The following is a 12,928-nucleotide window of genomic DNA, read 5'->3' as shown; positions in this document are numbered from 1 at the left end:
ATGACGACGCAAAGCAGTCCGGTTATCACCGATATGAAGGTCATTCCGGTAGCCGGGCACGATAGCATGCTGCTGAATATCGGCGGTGCACACGGCGCGTATTTCACCCGCAATATCGTGGTGCTGACGGACAGCGCCGGGCATACCGGGGTGGGCGAAGCGCCGGGTGGCGAAACCATCTACCGCACGCTGACGGAGGCTGTTCCGCAGGTGAAGGGGCAGGAGATTGCCCGCATGAACCGGCTGGTGCAGACGGTGCATAAGGGAAATCAGTCTGCCGATTTCGATACCTTCGGCAAAGGCGCCTGGACTTTCGAACTGCGGGTGAACGCCGTGGCCGCGCTGGAAGCGGCGCTGCTTGACCTGCTGGGCCAGTGCCTGAATGTGCCGGTGGCTGAACTGCTCGGCCCCGGCAAGCAGCGCGATGAGGTGACGGTGCTCGGCTACCTGTTCTACATCGGCGATCGCGAAAAAACCGATCTGCCCTATCTGACGGGCGAAGCGGCGACGCACGACTGGTACCACCTGCGCCATCAAAAGGCGATGGACAGCGCGGCGGTGGTTCGTCTGGCCGAGGCGGCGCAGGATAAATACGGCTTCAAAGACTTTAAACTCAAAGGCGGCGTGCTGCCGGGCGAGCAGGAGATTGATGCGGCGAAGGCGCTGAAGAAACGCTTCCCGGACGCGCGCATCACCGTCGATCCTAACGGCGCCTGGCATCTGGATGAAGCGATCGCCCTCTGCAAAGACCTGCATGGCGTATTGACCTACGCCGAAGATCCGTGCGGTGCCGAACAGGGCTATTCGGGACGCGAAGTCATGGCCGAATTTCGCCGCGCAACCGGCCTGCCGGTCGCCACCAATATGATCGCCACCAACTGGCGGGAAATGAACCATGCGGTGATGCTCAACGCCGTCGATATTCCGCTGGCTGACCCGCACTTCTGGACGCTGAGCGGCGCGGTGCGCGTGGCACAGCTGTGTGATGACTGGGGGCTGACATGGGGATGCCACTCCAATAACCATTTCGATATCTCGCTGGCGATGTTTACCCACGTTGGCGCCGCCGCACCGGGCAAGCCAACGGCGATTGATACGCACTGGATCTGGCAGGAGGGCGATCAGCGCCTGACCCGCGAACCGCTGCAAATCCGCAACGGCAAGATCGCCGTGCCCGACGCGTCGGGGCTGGGCGTGGAGCTGGACTGGGAGCGGATTGAACAGGCGCATGCGCTTTACAAAACGTTGCCCGGCGGCTCGCGGAACGACGCGACGGCGATGCAGTACCTCGTTCCCGGCTGGACATTCGATCGCAGACGGCCAGCTTTCGGACGCTGACCCACAGGATATAAGGAAAAAATCATGAGTCAGACAAGTTCCACCCCGAAGGTCACAGAAATGCAGGTCATTCCCGTTGCGGGCCGCGACAGTATGTTGCTTAACCTCAGCGGCGCGCATGCGCCATTCTTCACCCGCAATATCGTAATGATTAAAGACAACTCAGGCCACACCGGCGTTGGTGAGATACCCGGCGGCGAGAAGATCCGCAAAACGCTTGAGGAGGCGGCCTTGCTGATTGTCGGCCATTCGCTGGGTGAATATAAGAACCTGCTCAACCACGTGCGGGCCTCCTTTGCTGACCGCGACGCGGGTGGACGCGGCACCCAGACATTCGACTTACGCACCACCATTCACGTGGTGACCGGCATCGAAGCGGCGCTGCTGGATCTGCTCGGGCAGCATCTTGGCGTCAACGTGGCCTCGCTGCTGGGCGATGGACAACAGCGCGATCGCGTGGAAATGCTCGGTTATCTCTTCTATGTGGGCGACCGTCGCAAAACGTCGCTTGAATACCAAAGCCAGCCGGACGAGGCCTGCGACTGGTATCGCCTGCGCCATGAAGAAGCGCTGACGCCGGAGGCGGTGGTGCGGCTGGCGGAAGCGGCTTACGAAAAATACGGCTTCAACGATTTCAAACTGAAAGGTGGCGTGCTGGCCGGCAGCGAAGAGGCGGAAGCCGTGACCGCGCTGGCGAAGCGTTTCCCACAGGCGCGCGTGACGCTCGATCCTAACGGCGCGTGGTCGCTGGAAGAGGCGATCGGACTGGGCAAACAGCTGAAAGGCGTGCTGGCCTACGCAGAAGATCCGTGCGGCGCCGAGCAGGGCTACTCCGGCCGCGAGGTGATGGCCGAGTTTCGCCGGGCAACCGGCCTGCCAACCGCCACCAATATGATTGCCACCGACTGGCGGCAGATGGGCCATACTTTATCTCTACAGTCCGTCGACATTCCGCTGGCGGATCCGCATTTCTGGACCATGCAGGGCTCCGTTCGCGTGGCGCAGATGTGTCACGCGTTCGGTCTCACCTGGGGCTCGCACTCCAATAACCATTTCGATATTTCACTGGCGATGTTTACCCACGTTGCCGCCGCTGCGCCAGGCGATATCACCGCTATCGATACGCACTGGATCTGGCAGGAGGGTAATCAGCGCCTGACCCGCGAGCCGCTGCAAATTAAAGGCGGCATGGTACAGGTGCCGCAGAAACCCGGGCTGGGCGTTGAGCTGGATATGGATCAGGTGATGAAAGCCAACCAGCTCTATCAACAGCACGGGCTTGGCGCGCGCGATGACGCGCAGGCCATGCAGTTTCTGGTGCCGAACTGGACCTTCGACAATAAACGCCCATGTCTGGTGCGCTAATTTTTTAGGAGTCACTGATGAGCTATGTAAGTAATCCAAACAGCTTTCGCCAGCGCCTGCTGGCCGGAGAAACGCTGATCGGGAGCTGGTGTGCGCTGGCAAATCCGATCACTACTGAAGTCCTGGGGCTGGCCGGATTTGACTGGCTTGTTCTCGACGGCGAGCACGCGCCGAACGATATCACCACCTTTCTGCCGCAGCTGATGGCGCTGAAGGGCAGCGTCAGCGCGCCGGTAGTACGTCCGCCGACCAACGAACCGGTGATCATCAAGCGTCTGCTGGATATCGGTTTTTCAAACTTCCTGATCCCGTTCGTTGAAACGGAAGAGGAAGCCGTACGCGCCGTCGCATCAACCCGCTATCCGCCATTGGGCATTCGCGGCGTTTCCGTGTCGCATCGCAGCAATATGTACGGCACCGTGCCTGACTATAACGGCACCGTTAACGACAACATCACCGTGCTGGTGCAGATCGAAACGCAGCAAGCCGTCGATAACATCGACGCTATCGCCGCGGTTGAGGGCGTGGACGGCATTTTTGTCGGCCCTGGCGATCTTTCTGCCGCACTGGGCTACCTGGGCCAGCCGGCGCATCCTGAAGTACTGAAGGTGATCCAGTACATTTTTGAACGCGCGAAAGCCGCCGGTAAGCCGAGCGGCATCCTCGCCCCGGTTGAAGCCGATGCCCGCCGTTACCTTGAATGGGGCGCGGGTTTTGTCGCCGTCGGCAGCGATCTGGGCGTTTTCCGCAACGCCACCCAAACGCTGTGCGATCGATTCAAAAAATAATTCGCAACTATGACTGGAGAGACAGGATGAAAATTGGTTTTATTGGCCTTGGCATCATGGGCAAACCCATGAGTAAAAATCTGATTAAAGCGGGCTACTCATTAGTGGTGCGCGACCACAATCCGGAGAGCGTGGCAGAACTGGTCAGCGCTGGCGCGATTGCTGCCGACAGCGCAAAAGCCGTGGCAGAGCAGAGCGATATTATCATCACCATGCTGCCCAATTCGCCGCAGGTGAAAGAGGTGGTGCTGGGTGAAAACGGTGTTATCGACGGCGCGAAGCCGGGTACTATTGTCATTGATATGAGTTCTATTGCGCCGCTGGCCAGCCGCGAAATTCATGCGGAACTGGCGAAAAAGAATGTGGGTTTGCTGGATGCGCCAGTGAGCGGCGGCGAACCCAAGGCCGTTGACGGTACGCTGTCGGTGATGGTGGGCGGCGACAAAGAACTGTTCGATAAGTGTTATGACATCATGAAATCGATGGCGGGATCGGTCGTTCACACTGGCGATATCGGTGCGGGTAACGTTACCAAGCTGGCTAATCAGGTGATCGTGGCGTTGAACATTGCCGCCATGTCCGAAGCGCTGACGCTGGCGACGAAAGCGGGCGTTAACCCGGATCTGGTTTATCAGGCCATTCGCGGCGGCCTGGCCGGCAGTACTGTACTGGATGCCAAAGCGCCGATGGTGATGGATCGGAATTTCAAGCCCGGTTTCCGTATCGATCTGCATATTAAAGATCTGGCTAACGCGCTGGATACCTCGCACGGCGTCGGCGCGCAGCTGCCGTTGACGGCGGCGGTAATGGAGATGATGCAGGCGCTGCGGGCTGATGGATTAGGGTCGGCGGATCACAGTGCGCTGGCTTGCTATTATGAAAAATTAGCCAAAATCGATATCACCAGATAGTTCCGTGTTCCGGCCCGTCCGGGCCGGACTCTGCATCACCGGCCCAGACCGGTCAACAGCGCCCGGATAATGTATGAAAATAGTGATCGCCCCGGATTCATATAAAGAAAGTTTGTCTGCGCAGCAGGTCGCCGCACAGATTGAACAGGGTTTTCGTGAGATCTTTCCCGATGCACAGTACGTCCGGCTTCCGGTGGCGGACGGCGGCGAGGGAACGGTGGAAGCGATGGTGGCCGCGACTGGCGGCACGCAGGTGCGACTCAGCGTGACCGGCCCGCTGGGCGAACCGGTGGACGCTTTTTACGGTCTGTCCGGTGATAAAAGCTGCGCGTTTATTGAGATGGCGGCGGCAAGCGGGCTGGAGCTGGTTCCTGCTTCGCGCCGCGATCCACAAATCACCACCTCCTGGGGCACCGGCGAACTGATCCGCGACGCGCTGGATAAGGGCGTGGAGCACTTTATTATCGGCATTGGCGGCAGCGCCACTAACGACGGCGGCGCGGGCATGGTGCAGGCGCTCGGCGCAAAGCTGCTGGACAAGCAGGGCAGCCAGATTGGCTACGGCGGCGGCGCGCTGCCGCAGCTGGAGAGTATCGATCTCAGCGAGTTTGATCCACGCATCACGCACTGCCGGTTTGAGGTGGCCTGCGATGTTACCAACCCGCTGTTGGGTAAAGAGGGCGCTTCCGCCGTTTTCGGCCCGCAAAAAGGGGCGTCGCCGGAACGGGTGAAGCAGCTTGACGATGCGCTTGCACATTATGCCGCAGTGATCCGTCGCGATCTGGATATCGACGTGCTGTCGGTTCCTGGCGGCGGCGCGGCCGGCGGAATGGGCGTGGCGCTGCATGCATTTTGCCATGCTGAACTGCGACGCGGCATTGAGATCGTCACCGAAGCGCTGGGGCTGGATGAGCTGGTGAAAGACGCCTCGCTGGTGATCACTGGCGAAGGGCGCATCGACAGCCAGACCATTCACGGCAAGGTGCCTATCGGCGTGGCGAAGGTGGCGAAGCGTTACGGCGTGCCGGTTATCGGTATTGCCGGCAGCCTCACTGACGATGTGGCGGTGGTGCATCAGCACGGGCTTGACGCGGTGTTCAGCGTGATCTACAGCATCTGTACGCTGGAAGAGGCGCTGGAAAATGCCGGCGAAAACGTCCGCATGACCGCACGTAATATCGCCGCGTCGCTGTCCATCGGCCGGTCGCTGAAATAATGAAAACGGCGGGCGCAATGCCCGCTAGCAACGCAGCCTCTCCTTCGCCAGCCTGGCGACATTTTCCATCTCATCAAGCAGCTCGAAAAGCTCCGGTTCGCTGTCCGCAATCTGCGCATTCATTCGCAGGCTTTGATCCAACTGCTGACACAGTTGCTTCATGCGCGGTACGCCGCTGTAGCTGGCGCTGCCGTGAAGTTTGTGAATGATGTCACGCAGGCCGATGGCGTCGTCTTCCGCAATATAGCGCTCAACAAGGGCACGGACTTCAGGCAGGAAATCAACCAGCATCTGTAACAGATCCCGCGCCAGATCAGGTTTATTGGCGGCCTGGCGCAGCGCCAAATCCCAGTCCAGCGAGGCGGAAAGGTCGGGTGTTTTTACCGTGATGGGCCTGACGCCGGGCAGATAACGCGCCAGCAGATGGCCCAGTTTTGCTTCATCAATCGGCTTCGCCAGATAGTCATTCATCCCGGCTTTAATCAGTTTCTCTTTCTCACCGTCCAGCGCATGCGCCGTCACGGCGACAATCGGCGTGGTGACGTGATGTGAAAACGCACGAATCATTTCGCTGGCGCGGATACCATCGATTTCCGGCATCTGAATATCCATCAAAATAATATCCAGATCCCGCGCTTTCGCCTGCTCAATAGCCGCTTTGCCGCTGTCGCACAGCACAATATTTTCCACCTGCTCCTCCAGCAGCGCGCCGATCAGCTTGAGGTTCGCCGGATTATCGTCCACCGCCATCACCGTCAGCGGCAGACGCTGCCGGAGCGGAGCGCCGTCCGCTTCCCGCGTATGATTCTCAATCAGTACCGGCAGCAGACGGGTCAGTGAAACCGGTTTGATCAGGCAGGCGCTGACGCCGCGCGCCTTGAGCGCTTCCGCATGAACCTGCATCTGGCACGGTAGCGCCAGAATGACGTTGTCAGCGCGTTTCAGGGCAGGAAGCAGCTCCTCTGCGGTGACCTCCCGTTCTGAGGCATTGACCACCGGCAGGCCTACCAGCAGCGCATCGTAGTTCTCTTCCGGCAGGTCAGCGAGCGTGGTGCTGTAGCTGACAACCATCGGCGTCGCGCTGAGAATTTCCAGCGTGGCCTTCGCGGCGGCCTCGTTGGTTTCAACGTAGGCCAGGCGTTTGCCATGCAGACAGGCCATTGCGCGCGGATCGTGGGCCGCGTTCGGGTTCAGCGAAAGATTGATGGTGAACCAGAAGGTCGAGCCGTGGTTCTGGCGGCTGTGGAACGAGATTTCACCGCCCATCTCATTCACCAGCTTCTGAGTGATCACCAGCCCGAGGCCGGTGCCGCCGTGGCGGCGTGAGATGCTGGCGTCGGCCTGGCGGAACGCCTGAAACAGCTGCGACTGTTGTTTTTCCGAGATGCCAATGCCGGTATCGTGGATCTGCACCTCAAGCTCTACGTGATTATTGCTCAGCGAGCGTTTTTCAACACGAATATCAATATTGCCCTGCTCGGTAAATTTGATCGCGTTGCCCAGCAGGTTGACGACAATCTGCTGCATGCGCAGCGGATCGCCAATCACGTTATCGGGCACGCCCTGCGCAAAGCTGATGGTCAGCTCCAGCCCTTTTTCATGCGCCGACTGCGCCAGCAGCACCACAACTTCATCCAGCGTTGCGCGTAAGGGGAAAGGAATACTCTCCAGCACCAGCTTTCCGGCTTCCAGTTTAGAGAAGTCGAGTACGTCGTTGATGATGCTTAACAGATTATTCGCCGAACGCTCTATGGTGCGCAGGTAATCCTGCTGGGTCACATTCAGCGACGTTTTCAGCGTCTGACGGGTAAAGCCGATAACGCCGTTGAGCGGCGTACGCAGCTCGTGAGACATGTTCGCCAGGAACTCAGATTTAATGCGCGCCGCCTCCTGCGCGCGTTTTTTCGCCAAATCCAGCTCGACGTTCTGGATCTCCATCTGCTCCAGGGTTTCGCGCAGATCCGACGTCGCCTGGTCGATATTCTGCTGCATCTCTTCGTGATAGGCGGTGAGCGACATCGCCATCGAGTTAATGCCGTTTTTCAGCATATTCAGCTCGCCCGGCATCTGGCCCGCCACGCGGCTGTCAAGCTGGCCGCGTCGGATACGATCAACGGTGCTGACCATATCCCGCACCGGCCCGATCACATCGCGCATCAGTCGGTAAGCGAACAGAATGGCGATACACAGGCATAACAGCAGCAGCATAGTGGCGATAAACACTTCTTTATACTGTTGCAGGCGCATCGACTGTAAATCCAGCTCAATCGCCACGTAACCCAGCGGATTACCGCCTGGTTTGGCATCTTCGCCCGGCGACTCATCCGGTAAATAGCTCTCCGGGATGACAGGCGTGCGCAGGATGATCGCATTGCCTTTCCGCTCAACCGTCAGTGCGGTGGGTATTACCTCGCCTTTATGCAGGCTCAACCGTTGCTGACTGATATGATAGTTTGAGGTGACGAACAGCTGATTCTGTACATCAAAAACGGTAATGGCCCGTACGATGTCAGAATGGCGGCGATGCAGCAGGCTGACAAGCTGACGAATCGATGTTCGATTGTGAAAGGTCATGCCATATTCGCTGGAAACGGCCAGCGGTTCGATAATATTTGCTCCCGCATCCACCAACTGATGGCGTAGCTCGGTATAGCGATGTACCACAAAGAAAGTACTCAGCAGCAGCCCTATCATTAATGTCGGCGCCACAATCAACACCATCATTCGTGCCCGCAGGCTATATTTGGTCATAGTCGTCCTGAAGCATGCGTAGCCTGCACGCTTATTCGTATCGAATTAATGCCAGCGCTGGTGTAGGCTACGCGCGTTTTTCTTAATGAACGGGTTCAAACGGAATAATGGCGCAATTCTACTCTGCAAAAAAGCGCGTGACGACGCGCCAGATCATGACTGTGACGGTTAATGACCTTGACGGCGCGGGTCAGGGTGTCGCACGGCACAATGGAAAAGTGATATTTATCAGCGGCGCGCTGCCGGGTGAGCGGGCAGAGATTGAACTGACAGAAGAGAAACGCGGCTTTGCCCGCGCCAACGTTAAACGGCTGCTTTCGGTGAGCCACCAGCGCGTCACGCCCGTTTGCCCGCATTTTTCCCTGTGCGGCGGCTGTCAGCAGCAGCACATAGCGCCCGCGCTTCAGCGGCAGAGTAAGGTTAACGCGCTGGAGCGACTGCTCGGCGGAGCCGCTCAGGTGACGGACGTTATTTCTGGCGAACCTTACGGTTACCGCCGCCGTGCGCGGCTGGGGCTGAACTATCGTCACCAGACGCTACAAATGGGCTTTCGCCAGGCGGCCTCAAACGATCTGGTTTCTGTTACCCAGTGCCCCGTTTTGATGCCCGAACTTAATGCGCTGATCCCCGCATTGCATCAGGTGCTGAGCGAATTAGAGGCGGTGCGGCGGCTGGGCCACATCGAGCTGGTACAGGCAGAAAACGGGCCGCTGCTGGTGCTGCGCCATCTTGCTCCGTTAAGTCAGCCAGATCGACAAAAACTGGAACGTTTTTCGCATAATCATCACGTTGCGCTTTGGCTGGCGCCGGACAGTGATACGCTTGAGCAGGTCAGTGGCGATATGCCATTTTATATGCTGGATGACATAAAACTGACCTTCAGCCCGCGTGATTTTATTCAGGTTAATGGTGCTTTAAATCAGCGCATGGTGCATCAGGCGTTGCAGTGGCTGGATTTACAACCTCATGACCGGCTGCTGGATCTGTTTTGCGGCATGGGAAATTTTTCGCTTCCAGCGGCAGCGCTTGCAGAAAACGTCACGGGTGTCGAAGGGGTTGCAGCATTAGTTGCAAAGGGTGCGTACAATGCAGCGTTAAATAATATGAATAATCTCTTCTTTTATCAGCATAATCTGGAAGAAGATGTCACCCTTCAGCCATGGGCGGCGGAGGGTTTCAACAAGGTATTACTGGATCCGGCTCGCGCCGGCGCGGCAGGCGTTATGCAGCATATTATTAAACTTGCTCCCGAACGCGTGGTCTATGTTTCCTGTAATCCGACTACACTTGCCCGTGACTGCCAGACGCTGCTGGCAGAGGGCTATCGGCTGGAGCGGGTCGCGCTGCTTGATATGTTCCCCCACACCGGGCATGTCGAATCAATGGTGCTGTTCAGCCGACAATAAGTTTCCCGCCGGGAACGACGCAGGAGAAAATATGGTTGCGGTAAGAAGTGCACATCTGAATACGGCTGGCGAGTTTGCGCTCGACCAATGGATTGCCCGTTTGGGCATATCAAGCCCGCAGTCATGTGAGCAACTGGCCGATACCTGGCGCTATTGTGAAGAGGCCACGCGCCATCATTCTGATGCGCCGCTGCTGCTGTGGCGCGGCGTGGAGATGGTGGAGATCCTCTCCATGCTCAGTATGGACAGCGAAAGCCTGCGCGCGGCACTGCTTTTTCCGCTGGCCAACAGCGATGTCGTTTCCGAAACGGTACTGGAAGAGAAGTTTGGCAAGCCGATTGTCTCGCTGGTTCACGGCGTGCGTGATATGGACGCCATTCGTCAGTTAAAGGCCACCCACAACGATTCTATGGCTTCCGAGCAGGTTGATAACGTTCGCCGGATGTTGCTGGCGATGGTTGAAGACTTTCGCTGTGTGGTGATCAAGCTGGCCGAACGCATTGCCCACCTCCGCGAAGTCAAAGACGCGCCGGAAGACGAGCGGGTTCTGGCAGCGAAAGAGTGTACCAACATCTACGCGCCGTTGGCGAATCGCCTGGGAATTGGTCAGCTGAAGTGGGAACTGGAAGATTTCTGCTTCCGCTACCTGCACCCGGACGAATATAAGCGCATTGCCAAACTGCTGCATGAGCGCCGCATCGATCGCGAACAGTATATTGAAACCTTTGTTACCTCCCTGCGCACGGAGATGGTGAAAGAGGGCGTCAAGGCGGAAGTGTACGGCCGTCCGAAACATATCTACAGCATCTGGCGCAAGATGCAGAAAAAATCGCTGACCTTTGACGAGCTGTTCGACGTGCGCGCGGTGCGCATCGTTGCTGAGCGCCTACAGGACTGTTATGGCGCGCTGGGAATTGTGCATACGCTCTACCGCCATCTGCCGAGCGAATTTGACGACTACGTCGCCAATCCCAAGCCTAACGGCTATCAGTCGATTCACACCGTGGTGCTGGGGCCGAAAGGTCAAACCGTTGAAATTCAGATCCGCACCCGGCAGATGCATGAAGACGCCGAGCTGGGGGTTGCCGCGCACTGGAAGTACAAAGAGGGCACCACCACCGGCAGCGCGCGTGGCGCGTCCGGCCACGAAGAACGCATCGCCTGGCTGCGTAAGCTTATCGCGTGGCAGGAAGAGATGGCTGACTCCGGCGAAATGCTGGACGAAGTGCGCAGCCAGGTCTTTGACGACAGGGTTTATGTGTTTACGCCAAAAGGCGACGTGGTCGATCTGCCTGCCGGATCGACGCCGCTCGACTTTGCCTATCATATTCACAGTGATATCGGTCATCGCTGCATCGGCGCGAAGATCGGCGGGCGCATTGTGCCCTTTACCTATCAGCTCCAGATGGGCGATCAGATCGATATCATCACCCAGAAACAGCCGAACCCAAGCCGTGACTGGCTGAACCCAAGCCTCGGTTACGTCACCACCAGTCGCGGGCGCTCAAAAATTCACGCCTGGTTCCGCAAGCAGGATCGCGATAAAAACATCGCCGCGGGACGTCAGATCCTCGACAGCGAGTTGGATCATCTCGATATCAACCTGAAAGAGGCGGAAAAGCTGCTGCTGCCGCGCTACAACGTCAACTCGCTGGATGAGCTGCTGGCGGCCATTGGCGGCGGCGATATCCGTCTTAACCAGATGAGCAACTTCCTCCAGGCAAAGCTGAACAAGCCCAGCGCGGAAGAGGAAGATCGCGAAGCGCTGCGCCAGCTTACGCAGAAATCCTATGCGCCGCGCAGCAAAGAGAGTGGGGAGGTGGTGGTCGAAGGCGTCGGCAACCTGATGCATCATATTGCCCGCTGCTGCCAGCCAATCCCCGGCGACGATATCGTTGGGTTTATAACCCAGGGGCGCGGTATCTCGATCCATCGCGCCGACTGCGATCAGCTGAGCGAGCTGATTTCACACGCGCCGGAGCGCATCGTGGATGCCGTATGGGGCGAGAGCTACTCCAGCGGCTATTCGCTGGTGGTGAGGGTGACGGCCAACGATCGCAGCGGCCTGTTGCGTGATATCACCACCATTCTGGCGAATGAAAAGGTTAACGTGCTGGGCGTATCCAGCCGCAGCGATACCAAAAAGCAGCTTGCCACCATTGATATGGATATCGAAATTTATAACCAGCAGGTGCTGGGCAGGGTGCTGGCGCGGCTCAACCAACTGCCGGATATTATCGATGCGAAGAGATTACATTAATTAAGGCTCGGAAATTGACTATGAACGCACTCGACCGCCTGCTGGGCATCATGAAAACGCTGCGCGATCCGCAGCAGGGCTGCCCGTGGGATCGCGAGCAGACCTTCGCCAGCATCGCGCCCTACACGCTGGAAGAAACCTATGAAGTACTGGACGCTATCAGCCGGGAAGACTTCGACGATCTGCGCGGCGAGCTCGGCGACCTGCTGTTTCAGGTGGTGTTTTACGCGCAGATGGCGAGTGAAGAAGGGCGCTTTAACTTTGATGATATCTGTAACGCCATCAGCGATAAACTTGAGCGACGTCATCCGCATATTTTCGGCAACGCTGAGGCGCACGACAGCGCAACGGTGCTGGCCAACTGGGAGCGCATTAAGCGCAGCGAGCGGGCGGAAAAAGCTCAGCATTCCGCGCTTGATGATATTCCCCGCGCGCTGCCCGCGCTGATGCGTGCGCACAAAATCCAGAAGCGATGCAGCGCCGTTGGTTTTGACTGGCACACCCTTGGGCCGGTGCTGGATAAAGTACACGAAGAGATCGACGAAGTGATGCACGAAGCGCAGCAGGCCGTCATCGATGAGCAGAAGCTGGAAGAAGAGATTGGCGATCTGCTGTTTGCTACCGTTAATTTCTCGCGTCATCTCGGCAGCAAAGCGGAAACCGCGCTGCAAAAAGCCAATGATAAATTCGAACGGCGTTTTCGTCAGGTCGAGAGCATCATTGCCGGGCAGGGGCTTGAGATGCAGAGCGCCTCGCTGGCGCAGATGGAAGCGGCGTGGCAGCAGGTGAAGTCCCGGGAATAAACAGCTGACTCGATTCAACAAAAGTGTGATTTGCGTCAATCCACGCCTGAGCGTTGTCCGGTACGCTCTGGGTGGTCAATGCGATGGCAG

Annotated in this window: 9 protein-coding genes; 8 read left to right on the top strand and 1 reads right to left on the bottom strand. The window is 58.0% G+C overall.

Translation table 11 applies throughout. The features are described 5' to 3' along the window. From FA91_RS14125 to FA91_RS14105, 5 genes are all read left to right on the top strand, one after another. A complete protein-coding gene (locus FA91_RS14125) occupies positions 1–1,338 on the top strand; it encodes an enolase C-terminal domain-like protein (RefSeq protein ID WP_034916644.1) in 1,338 nt (445 codons plus the stop codon). 24 nt (positions 1,339–1,362) lie between these two features. Then, positions 1,363–2,703 (top strand): glucarate dehydratase, encoded by a 1,341-nt coding sequence (gene gudD, locus FA91_RS14120; protein ID WP_034916643.1) that lies wholly within the window; start codon positions 1,363–1,365, stop codon positions 2,701–2,703. A gap of 17 nt (positions 2,704–2,720) precedes the next feature. After that, positions 2,721–3,491, top strand: a complete 771-nt coding sequence (gene garL / locus FA91_RS14115) for a 2-dehydro-3-deoxyglucarate aldolase (RefSeq protein WP_034916641.1) — start codon at positions 2,721–2,723, stop codon at positions 3,489–3,491. Positions 3,492–3,517: 26 nt separating this feature from the next. Continuing rightward, the gene (gene garR / locus FA91_RS14110; RefSeq protein ID WP_034916640.1) at positions 3,518–4,402 is read left to right on the top strand and encodes a 2-hydroxy-3-oxopropionate reductase; all 885 of its coding nucleotides are present in this window, start codon (positions 3,518–3,520) and stop codon (positions 4,400–4,402) included. 73 nt (positions 4,403–4,475) lie between these two features. Beyond that, positions 4,476–5,618: a glycerate kinase gene (locus tag FA91_RS14105; protein ID WP_034916639.1), complete on the top strand. Its 1,143-nt coding sequence runs from the start codon at positions 4,476–4,478 to the stop codon at positions 5,616–5,618. A 24-nt stretch (positions 5,619–5,642) separates the two neighbouring features. On the opposite strand, the gene barA is transcribed toward FA91_RS14105, so the two are convergent. Next, the gene (gene barA, locus FA91_RS14100; protein ID WP_034916638.1) at positions 5,643–8,369 is read right to left on the bottom strand and encodes a two-component sensor histidine kinase BarA; all 2,727 of its coding nucleotides are present in this window, start codon (positions 8,367–8,369) and stop codon (positions 5,643–5,645) included. 107 nt (positions 8,370–8,476) lie between these two features. Between barA and rlmD the strand changes: the two genes are divergently transcribed. From rlmD to mazG, 3 genes are read left to right on the top strand one after another with little or no spacing between them, the layout of a single operon-like run. After that, entirely contained in the window at positions 8,477–9,775 is a 1,299-nt protein-coding gene (gene rlmD / locus FA91_RS14095) for a 23S rRNA (uracil(1939)-C(5))-methyltransferase RlmD (RefSeq protein WP_034916635.1), read from the top strand. A 31-nt stretch (positions 9,776–9,806) separates the two neighbouring features. Next, positions 9,807–12,035, top strand: coding sequence for a GTP diphosphokinase (gene relA, locus FA91_RS14090; protein WP_034916633.1), 2,229 nt, complete (start codon positions 9,807–9,809; stop codon positions 12,033–12,035). A 20-nt stretch (positions 12,036–12,055) separates the two neighbouring features. After that, on the top strand, positions 12,056–12,838 hold the full coding sequence (gene mazG, locus FA91_RS14085; RefSeq protein ID WP_034916632.1) for a nucleoside triphosphate pyrophosphohydrolase: 783 nt from the start codon (positions 12,056–12,058) through the stop codon (positions 12,836–12,838). The last annotated feature ends 90 nt before the right edge of the window (positions 12,839–12,928 follow it).

Origin of the sequence: Erwinia sp. 9145 (assembly GCF_000745075.1) — a bacterium.
Classification (GTDB): domain Bacteria; phylum Pseudomonadota; class Gammaproteobacteria; order Enterobacterales; family Enterobacteriaceae; genus Erwinia; species Erwinia oleae.
Note: the sequence above shows the minus strand (reverse complement) of the source record. Positions and strands in the feature narration are given on the sequence as shown.

Bases quoted from the DNA above. Each gene is read 5' to 3' on its own strand.
- FA91_RS14125 (WP_034916644.1), top strand. From the start codon at position 1: ATGACGACGCAAAGCAGTCCGGTTATCACCGATATGAAGGTCATTCCG.
- relA (WP_034916633.1), top strand. From the start codon at position 9,807: ATGGTTGCGGTAAGAAGTGCACATCTGAATACGGCTGGCGAGTTTGCG.
- mazG (WP_034916632.1), top strand. From the start codon at position 12,056: ATGAACGCACTCGACCGCCTGCTGGGCATCATGAAAACGCTGCGCGAT.
- gudD (WP_034916643.1), top strand. From the start codon at position 1,363: ATGAGTCAGACAAGTTCCACCCCGAAGGTCACAGAAATGCAGGTCATT.
- garL (WP_034916641.1), top strand. From the start codon at position 2,721: ATGAGCTATGTAAGTAATCCAAACAGCTTTCGCCAGCGCCTGCTGGCC.
- FA91_RS14105 (WP_034916639.1), top strand. From the start codon at position 4,476: ATGAAAATAGTGATCGCCCCGGATTCATATAAAGAAAGTTTGTCTGCG.
- barA (WP_034916638.1), bottom strand. From the start codon at position 8,369: ATGACCAAATATAGCCTGCGGGCACGAATGATGGTGTTGATTGTGGCG.
- rlmD (WP_034916635.1), top strand. From the start codon at position 8,477: ATGGCGCAATTCTACTCTGCAAAAAAGCGCGTGACGACGCGCCAGATC.
- garR (WP_034916640.1), top strand. From the start codon at position 3,518: ATGAAAATTGGTTTTATTGGCCTTGGCATCATGGGCAAACCCATGAGT.